This is a genomic window from Acidiphilium sp. 34-64-41, assembly GCF_002282635.1.
Taxonomy (GTDB): domain Bacteria; phylum Pseudomonadota; class Alphaproteobacteria; order Acetobacterales; family Acetobacteraceae; genus Acidiphilium; species Acidiphilium rubrum.
On record NZ_NCJX01000013.1, the window covers coordinates 62120 to 68635 of the forward strand.

General features: G+C 64.5%; 6 protein-coding genes. 3 read left to right on the plus strand and 3 right to left on the minus strand.

Features of this window, described 5'->3' with window-relative positions:
- Together B7X49_RS04225 and B7X49_RS04230 are read left to right on the plus strand one after the other, a co-directional pair.
- The gene (locus B7X49_RS04225) at window positions 1–657 is read left to right on the plus strand and encodes a MotE family protein (RefSeq protein ID WP_286703554.1); all 657 of its coding nucleotides are present in this window, start codon (window positions 1–3) and stop codon (window positions 655–657) included.
- Window positions 658–713: 56 nt separating this feature from the next.
- Window positions 714–3047 carry a hypothetical protein gene (locus tag B7X49_RS04230; RefSeq protein ID WP_286703555.1) on the plus strand — a complete coding sequence of 778 codons (2334 nt, stop codon included), beginning with the start codon at window positions 714–716 and terminating at the stop codon, window positions 3045–3047.
- Here the strand turns inward: B7X49_RS04230 and B7X49_RS04235 are convergent.
- Both B7X49_RS04235 and B7X49_RS04240 read right to left on the minus strand, forming a co-directional pair.
- The gene (locus B7X49_RS04235) at window positions 3032–3763 is read right to left on the minus strand and encodes a tRNA1(Val) (adenine(37)-N6)-methyltransferase (RefSeq protein WP_286703556.1); all 732 of its coding nucleotides are present in this window, start codon (window positions 3761–3763) and stop codon (window positions 3032–3034) included. The genes B7X49_RS04230 and B7X49_RS04235 overlap by 16 nt on opposite strands.
- Entirely contained in the window at window positions 3760–3966 is a 207-nt protein-coding gene (locus B7X49_RS04240; RefSeq protein WP_286703557.1) for a DUF2007 domain-containing protein, read from the minus strand. The genes B7X49_RS04235 and B7X49_RS04240 overlap by 4 nt, the downstream gene beginning before the upstream one ends.
- 119 nt (window positions 3967–4085) lie before the next feature.
- Between B7X49_RS04240 and B7X49_RS04245 the strand changes: the two genes are divergently transcribed.
- A complete protein-coding gene (locus B7X49_RS04245) occupies window positions 4086–5120 on the plus strand; it encodes a polyprenyl synthetase family protein (RefSeq protein WP_286703559.1) in 1035 nt (344 codons plus the stop codon).
- Window positions 5121–5129: 9 nt separating this feature from the next.
- Here B7X49_RS04245 and B7X49_RS04250 read toward each other — a convergent pair whose 3' ends face one another.
- Window positions 5130–6389, minus strand: a complete 1260-nt coding sequence (locus tag B7X49_RS04250; RefSeq protein ID WP_286703558.1) for a diguanylate cyclase — start codon at window positions 6387–6389, stop codon at window positions 5130–5132.
- Window positions 6390–6516 lie beyond the last annotated feature (127 nt).

Below are 6516 nucleotides of genomic sequence, written 5' to 3' on the forward strand. Positions count from 1 at the left end.
TTGCTGATCGCGGTGATTGCACTGAAAACGGCGACTCTGATCGAAATTTCCTTCGCCCAGGCCGCGCCCGCAGCGCCGCCGGCGGGCGCACCCGCACCGCCATCCGCAGGCGCGGCTACGGCATCAGCGAAGCAGCCATCGACGCGGTATCGACCCGTGAGCAACTGGACCGATCGGCCGCCGCCGCCGCCGATGTGCCGCCCGGATCCGATGAGCGAGGCCGGTGAAAACAAAATTCTCCTGCATCTTAAGGCTCGTGAAGCGGCATTGGCCGCACGCGCCACGGCTCTCGATCAGGAACAACTGCAACTCGATGCAACCAAGGCCGCTCTGCGACAGCAGGTGGCTGCCCTGAAGCCGCTTGCGGCGCGGCTCGAAGCCATGAATACCGCACAGCATTCGGCGGACGATGCAAAATGGGCATCGCTCGTCGCCACCTACGGCGCCATGGACCCGCGCAGCGCGGCGCGCATCTTCGACGGACTCGATCCCACAATCGTATTCCATGTCCTGCAACACATGAACAACCGTAAATCGGCCGCCATTCTCGCGGGCATGTCGCCGGCAACTGCGCAGGCGATCACGGAGCGCCTGGCTGGCAGCCCGGCACATGCCATACGGCCGGCTAATGCATTGCTGCCGGATGCCGCGCCATGAGCCGCCGGTCCCCGTCGCCGTTCCGGACATCATGGGCACTCATGATTGGCTTGTTTTTGACCAATCTGACTAGCCAGCGCGCCCTTGCGCAGGCGACCAGCGATCCGTCCTATTGGTTTCGTGTCCTCCTGCCGCCGAATCTGGTGCCGGCGCAGATCGGTCACGCCAGCTTCCGGCTTGGCTCGAATGACATCTTGATCTTTGCAGCCGATTTACCGGTGCAACTGGCAGCCCTGCAACAGATCACCAAGATTCAGACCGTTGCCGTCCATCATCTGCCGAACGCGACGGTCCTCACGATTCCTTTGCCGCCGGGACAGACGCTCAATGCGATCTCGGCACAGAATTCGTTCCACGTCGTTCTGGGTAAACCGGTCGGCACCAAATCGATCAACCCGTCCTATGCCCATGGGCACATCCTCTTTCCGGCCTCGGCACCTGGTGCGGTCATCACCGTCGCGCTGCCTGATCGGAGTGAGCCCCTGTTGGTTGGCACGGTCATGAACAATGCAGCGCTGGGTCTTGCTCTGCAGGGGCCGGGCTATGCGACGATTCCGGCCGTCAGTGGGGTCGTGGTTGCCGCCGCGTCGGACGATCTGGCAATGTCCCCCGATCATGCCGGTTTCGTCTTAGCGTCGAGCGATCAGTCCGCCCCGCTGCCGGTCGGCAATCCGCCGGTTTCCGGCACTCTCACGGCTTCGCCGGATCACATCGGCGGGCTCGATCTGCCCCATGGCACGATCCAGGCGCTGCGGTCACGGATGGAACAGGCGCAACGTCGGATCGCCGCAGCACCGCCACTGGCGCGCCACGATCAATCGCTGCGGCTCGCGCGCGTCCTGCTGTCACTCGGTCTTGGTCCCGAGGCCGAAGGCGTCCTGGTCGATATGCTCCGCAGCGACCCAGCCGCCGCTGATGACCCGAAGCGGGTTGCTCTGCTTGCGGTCGCAACGGTGCTGGCTCATCGCTCCATGCCACCTCCGGCAGCATCGTCACCCCCGACCGGGGCGACGCCAACGGACCGACTTTGGCGTGGTCTCGCACTCGCCGAGCAGGGCGATGCGACCAAGGCAGCCCCGATGATCACACCCGGGTTGTCCCGCCTGATCGCGGCACCGGCGTTGCTCCGGCACCAGGTCGCGCCGCTGACCGCTGAAACCCTGCTCGCGGGCGGGGCCGTCGTGCCGGCCAAAATTCTGCTCAATACCTTGCCGCATGAACATAATCTGGCCCTCGCACGCGCGGAACTACTCGAGTCCGAGCATCACCCGCACGCCGCCCTGCTCGCCTATCATGCCCTGCTCGACAGTCCCGACCAACGAACGGCAGGCATCGCCCGGTTTCGATCGATCATGCTGCGGGCTCAACTACATCAGATCGATGCCCGCACCGCCGCCGCGGCACTCGGACGGCACGTCTATGAATGGCGCGCACCGCGTCATGAACTCAACGTCCGGATCGCAAGGGCGCGCCTGTTGGCCACCGCCGGCCAATGGCCGCAGGCTTTCACCGATCTACGGCGGGCGAATCACCTGTTCCCCAGCCAAACAACAAAAATCCTGCCGGTCCGCCAGGCATTGTTCAAAAGAATGATCGCATCGCAGGCGTTGAAGCGACTATCGCCGCTGGCCGCGGTCTCCGTCATCAACGGAAACCTCGACCTTATCCCGCCTGGTGATGCGGGTGTGCCGATTCTCGGTATCCTGTCGGATCGGCTTATAGCTCTGGGACTGCCGGATCAGGCCGCGGGCGTCCTCCGCCAAGTGATCGCGCATTCATCCGACGACGAGATGCGGGCGCATGCAGGCTATATCCTGGCGGGGCTGGAACTCACGGCGCATCATCTCACCAAGGCCCAGGCTGCCCTGACCGCAACCGATTCCCCCGATATCAGCGCGCCGCTTGCTTCATCGCGCGTACTGTTGGCAACTGAAATCGCCGCGCGCGAGGGTGGTGGCACCGATCTGACCTCCCTGACCCGCTCACCCGACCCGAATGCCGTCCGGGTTGCAACCCAAGTCGCGGCTAAGCGGCGCGATTGGCCGGCGCTCGAACAAGCCGAGCGGAAACTCGCTGCGGTGACGATTCCCGCGACCGGCCCGCTCGATCACCAGCAAGCGCAGACCGTTTTGCAATGGGCCGTTGCGGCGTCTCATCTCAAGGATGGCTCAACCCTCGCGCAGTTGCGCGAGGCATACCAGTCGCGCCTGCCGCCCGGCCGGGCGGCCGATCTGTTCGCAACGATAACGGCTGCACCTCTGCCGGCGCAGACCGGTCTGTCACAGGCGCTGGCCCAGATCGCGGCGATCGAACGGGTGGGGACAACCGTCGCGTCCGCGCCTCACGCCGCGAAGCCGCCAAGCACGCCGGCCGGTCAATCGGCCAAATGAACCGGAAAGCCAGCGCCGTCGCGCAGGATCGCCTGTGCGTCGGGCGTGAAGCCGCGTTCATCATGCAGGACCAGGCCCGGTTGCAGCGTCACCGGACCGCGCGCCTGTTTTTTCGATTGAATGATGATCAGTTTTGCGGCGCGACCGAGCCGTGGCCAGAGCGGCACGATCCGGCAGGCGCCGAACCCTGCGCTGTTCATGGCAAGGAGACACGCATCGATCGATCCTGCCGGCAGAATAAAGGTCAACGTCCCATGAAACCTGACGACCGCACCCAGCGCGGCGGCCCAGTCCGCGAGTAATCCGCCGGCCGCGCGGTGAGCGGTGCGGCGTCCCTCATCGGGCGATGGCGTATCGAGCAGCGATCGCCAGGGCGGGTTCGCAAAGGCATGGTCGAACGGCCGGCCGATCGGCAGGCGGGTAACGTCAGCTGCAACCGCGCACAACTCCGACATCGCGTTGACCCTGAAATTATCGGCGGCGAGCGCGGCAAGGCCAGGGTCGCGCTCGATCCCGATCCCTTCAAGCCCGCCAACCCGATGGCCAAGGCAGAGGAGACCAGCACCCGCGCCGGTTCCGGCCTCGATGACACGCTGCCCCGCGCGGGCCGGGATTATCGAAGCCAGAAGCACCGGCTCGAGCCCACTCCGATGCCCGCTCGCCGTCTGCCGGTAGTGCAGTTTGCCGCCAAGCAGTGTTCCCGCCGTGTATTTCACGCTTCGCCGGCTTCTTGCAGCACACGCCTTGCCTGCGCGGCCTCGTCCACCGCGACGGCGATCCGGCGTGGGAACATGCCGATATTGCCCTCGGTGGCGGCGATATTCTGGTCCAGCATCACCGGCGAAAGCCCGGCATCGCGCAGCAGCGCCATCAGAAAACTGAGCCGTATCGTGTTGTTCGACGCGATGATGACTTCCATGCCGCTCTTCGTGCTCCCTGGGTTGTGCCGCCGGCCGGAGCCCGCTCGCCTTGACCCTCGATGACCGAGGCCGATATGCTGTAGCGATCGTCGATAACATGACAAGGTTGAAACCGCCTGTGGATGGTCTGCTGACTTCAGAGCCCGATGCCGCCACGACCAGCGCCCCGGCGGGGGGCGATGCGCTACAGCGTCTGGCATCGCTGCTCGCGGTCGATCTGGCGGCCACCAACGCCGCAATCATCGCGCGGATGGCCAGTGAGGTCGAGCTGATCCCCCAATTGGCGGCCCACCTCATCGCAGCCGGCGGCAAGCGGCTGCGGCCATTGCTGACCTTGGCATCCGCCCGTCTCTGCGGCTACCACGGCGAGCGCCACGTGCGCCTCGCCGCATGTGTCGAATTCATCCATACCGCCACCTTGCTGCATGACGACGTGGTTGATGAAAGTGACCTAAGGCGCGGCCTTGCGAGCGCCAATGCGGTGTTCGGCAACAAGGCCTCGGTCCTGGTCGGCGATTTCCTGTTTGCCCGCGCCTTCGAATTGATGGTGGCCGACGGATCGCTCGAAGTCCTGCGCATCCTGTGCAACGCCTCCGCCACGATTGCCGAGGGCGAGGTTCTGCAGCTATCGACCCAGAACGATCTGGGTACCGATATTCCCCGTTACTTCAAGGTGATCGAGGGCAAGACCGCCGCCCTGTTCGCCGCGGCGTGCGAGGTCGGCGCCGTGGTGGCACAGCGCGATGCCGCGACCTGTGCCGCTCTGTCCGCCTATGGTTCGGCGTTGGGCATGGCCTTCCAACTGGTCGATGACGCGCTGGATTACGCGGCCGATCAGGATGAACTCGGCAAGACCGTGGGTGATGACTTCCGTGAGGGCAAGCTGACCTATCCTGTCCTGATTGCCTATGCGGATGGCGACGCCCAGGAACGCCGCTTCTGGCAGCGCACGATCGAGGCCGGCGACCAGACCGAGGTCGATTTGAAGACGGCGTTCGACCTGATCGCCCGGCACGATGCCATCGGCCGCACCATCGCGCGCGCACAGGCCTTCGCGCTCGACGCCAAGGCGGCGCTCGCGCCCTTGCCGGACGACCCGGTCCGCGGCTTGATGATGGAAGCGGCCGATTATGCGGTATCGCGGCGCCGCTGAGCGGTGTGCCTATGTTGCGATCGCGATGCTCCCACGGCGGGCCTTCGCCCGATAAAGAGCCCTATCGGCGCGCTCGATGAAAATCTGAGGGGTCAGAATCGAGTTCGGGCACAGGCAATCGATCCCAACGCTCACCGTCAGGAACCCGGATGGTGATTTTTCATGGACGATTTGCTTGTCCCGCACGCCATCCCTGATCCGCTCGGCGACCGCCCGCGCACCACTCAGGAAGGTTCCGGGCAGAATAACGGCAAACTCCTCCCCCCCGATCCGGCTGGCCAGATCGGCCGGCCGTAGCGCGCCAGTGCCGACAATCGTCGCGAGCTGGCGCAGCGCGATATCGCCAGTCGGATGGCCATAGGCATCGTTATACGCCTTGAACAGATCGACATCGATCATGATGAGGGCGATGTCGAGTTGTTCGCGCAGCGCGCGGCGCCATTCCTTGTCGAGATGATCGTTGAAACGCCGACGATTGGCGAGACCGGTCAGGGGATCGGTATTGGCCAGAAGATCGAGTCGGATCAGATCCGCCTTGCGGCGGTCGTCCTCAGCACGTCGGTTCGAAATGTCGCGCACGACGCTCACGACTTCGACGCGCCGACCGGATTTTCCCTCGGCGATCCGAGTTTTGACCTCCGTCCAGATCGGCCCGGCGCTCCCGTTCGGCTGCAAGCGAAGCTCAGTGGTAACCTCGGGGGTGCCATCGCACAGGGTGGCCAATGAGCGTCGGACCGACGGCTTGTCATCCGGATGGATCAGATCGAACGCCGACCGACCGGCAAGCGCGCTCCCGGCGATGCCGAGCAACCGCACTGCCGCGGGCGATGCATAGAGGATCGTGCCGTCCTGCAGAGTGACGAGAATGGTGTCGGCCGAGACGTCTGCCAGGAGTTTGTAGTGCGCGGCACGCGCGATGATTGCGGCCTTCTGTTGGCGCAGCTGTGCAATCATCCCTGCATGCCGCTCGAACGACACGGCAATCGGGACGGATGACAGAAAACTCGCACCGATCAGCGATTGCAGGATCAGGATGCGCGCCGCGATGCTATCCGGCTCCAGCGCGACGATCGGACCATGTCCGGCAGCGGTCCGACACAGTGCAAACACTGCCAAACCGGCCACGCCGACGCACGAGACTTCAAATCCGGCGACCATGCCGAGAAAGGCGAACAGCAACGGCATGAAAAACAGCGGCGTCGGGCTGCTTTGCTGCAAGACCGCGGTCAACAGGACCAGGCAGATCGTCAACGCCAAAATCGCGCTCAAGCGTCGACCCTTGTGGCACCAATGCTCCTGTGCGCGTTCCGGTGGATCGCGATCACTGATTCCGTTTGATCGCGATCATCGATTCCGGTGGATCGCGATCATGGATTCCGTTTGATTGCGATCATCG

What these genes read in the sequence shown, in the direction of transcription:
- B7X49_RS04240 (WP_286703557.1), bottom strand. Translation starts at nt 3,966, where the DNA reads ATGGAAGTCATCATCGCGTCGAACAACACGATACGGCTCAGTTTTCTG.